The organism is Microbacterium sp. BH-3-3-3 (genome assembly GCF_007679045.1).
GTDB classification, from domain to species: Bacteria; Actinomycetota; Actinomycetes; order Actinomycetales; family Microbacteriaceae; genus Microbacterium; species Microbacterium algihabitans.
The window spans coordinates 3,103-5,651 of sequence record NZ_VEFS01000010.1 but is presented as its reverse complement, the minus strand read 5'-3'; the positions used below and the strand labels follow the sequence as shown (position 1 = coordinate 5,651).

The following is a 2,549-nucleotide window of genomic DNA, read 5'->3' as shown; positions in this document are numbered from 1 at the left end:
TTTGGGTGGCCATTTCGACTTAAAGGAAGTCCGGCGGTGTCCTACTCTCCCACAGGGTCCCCCCTGCAGTACCATCGGCGCTGAGAGGCTTAGCTTCCGGGTTCGGAATGTGACCGGGCGTTTCCCTCTCGCTATGGCCGCCGAAACACTATTGATGTTTCAAAAACCAACAACGATATTTCATTGTTGTGTTCCCGACCGTACATCGAGAACCACTCAGTGGACGCAAGCACCAAAAACGGTGTGTTATCAAGTCATCGGCTTATTAGTACCGGTCAGCTTCACGTATTACTACGCTTCCACATCCGGCCTATCAACCCAGTAGTCTGGCTGGGAGCCTCTCACCATAAATGGTATGGAAGTCTCATCTTGAGGCCGGCTTCCCGCTTAGATGCTTTCAGCGGTTATCCATCCCGAACGTAGCTAATCAGCGGTGCTCCTGGCGGAACAACTGACACACCAGAGGTTCGTCCAACCCGGTCCTCTCGTACTAGGGTCAGATCCTCTCAAACTTCCTACGCGCGCAGCGGATAGGGACCGAACTGTCTCACGACGTTCTAAACCCAGCTCGCGTACCGCTTTAATGGGCGAACAGCCCAACCCTTGGGACCTACTCCAGCCCCAGGATGCGACGAGCCGACATCGAGGTGCCAAACCATGCCGTCGATATGGACTCTTGGGCAAGATCAGCCTGTTATCCCCGAGGTACCTTTTATCCGTTGAGCGACAGCGCTTCCACAAGCCACTGCCGGATCACTAGTCCCGACTTTCGTCCCTGCTCGACCTGTCAGTCTCACAGTCAAGCTCCCTTGTGCACTTACACTCGCCACCTGATTGCCAACCAGGTTGAGGGAACCTTTGGGCGCCTCCGTTACATTTTGGGAGGCAACCGCCCCAGTTAAACTACCCACCAGGCACTGTCCCTGAACCGGATCACGGTCCTAAGTTAGATATCCAGAGTGACCAGAGTGGTATTTCAACAATGACTCCACACTCACTGGCGTGAATGCTTCACCGTCTCCCACCTATCCTACACAAGCCACACCGAACACCAATACCAAGCTGTAGTAAAGGTCACGGGGTCTTTCCGTCCTGCTGCGCGTAACGAGCATCTTTACTCGTAATGCAATTTCGCCGAGTTCGCGGTTGAGACAGTTGGGAAGTCGTTACGCCATTCGTGCAGGTCGGAACTTACCCGACAAGGAATTTCGCTACCTTAGGATGGTTATAGTTACCACCGCCGTTTACTGGGGCTTAAATTCTCAGCTTCGCCTTGCGGCTAACCGGTCCTCTTAACCTTCCAGCACCGGGCAGGCGTCAGTCCGTATACATCGTCTTGCGACTTGGCACGGACCTGTGTTTTTAGTAAACAGTCGCTACCCACTAGTCTCTGCGGCCACCACACCCTTTCGGAGCAAGTCCTAATAAGTGGATGGCCCCCCTTCTCCCGAAGTTACGGGGGCATTTTGCCGAGTTCCTTAACCACGATTCTCTCGATCTCCTTGGTATTCTCTACCTGACCACCTGAGTCGGTTTGGGGTACGGGCGGCTTGAACCTCGCGTCGATGCTTTTCTTGGCAGCATAGGATCACCCACTTTTTATCCGCATCGTGTCTCAGCCTATGTAAGTGACGGATTTGCCTATCACTTGGCCTACGCACTTGCACCAGGACTACCATCGCCTGGCTTGGGCTACCTTCCTGCGTCACACCTGTTAATACGCTAGCCGCACCAGCATGGGGTCGAGCGTTCACACGGACGTGCCTTCACCCCGAAGGGATCAACAACATTCCGAGCTAGGACTCTTAGCACCACTGGATTAGCTTGGGCGGTTCTTCGCCGGTACGGGAATATCAACCCGTTGTCCATCGACTACGCCTGTCGGCCTCGCCTTAGGTCCCGACTTACCCAGGGAAGATTAGCTTGACCCTGGAACCCTTGGTCTTTCGGAGGACGTGTTTCTCACACGTCTTTCGCTACTCATGCCTGCATTCTCACTCGTGTGGCGTCCACGGCTGGGTCACCCCGCCGCTTCACTCGCCACACGACGCTCTCCTACCCATCAACACGGCTGGACCACGAAGGCCTACCAAAAATGTCAATGCCACAACTTCGGTGGCGTGCTTGAGCCCCGTTACATTGTCGGCGCGGAATCACTTGACCAGTGAGCTATTACGCACTCTTTCAAGGGTGGCTGCTTCTAAGCCAACCTCCTGGTTGTCAAAGCAACTCCACATCCTTTCCCACTTAGCACGCGCTTAGGGACCTTAGTTGGTGGTCTGGGTTGTTTCCCTCTCGACTATGAAGCTTATCCCCCACAGTCTCACTGCTGCGCTCTCACTTACCGGCATTCGGAGTTTGGCTGACGTCAGTAACCTTGTAGGGCCCATCGGCCATCCAGTAGCTCTACCTCCGGCAAGAAACACGCAACGCTGCACCTAAATGCATTTCGGAGAGAACCAGCTATCACGAAGTTTGATTGGCCTTTCACCCCTATCCACAGCTCATCCCCTCAGTTTTCAACCTAAGTGGGTTCGGTCCTCCACGAT

At 54.4% G+C, this 2,549-nt stretch carries 2 rRNA genes (1 of these 2 running past the window's edge); both read right to left on the bottom strand.

Going from position 1 to position 2,549, the window contains the following annotated elements:
* Nucleotides 1-28: 28 nt before the first annotated feature.
* Nucleotides 29-145 (bottom strand): 5S ribosomal RNA (gene rrf / locus FS769_RS16660).
* A 100-nt stretch (nt 146-245) separates the two neighbouring features.
* Nucleotides 246-2,549, bottom strand: a 23S ribosomal RNA gene (locus FS769_RS16655) (it continues 908 nt past the right edge of the window).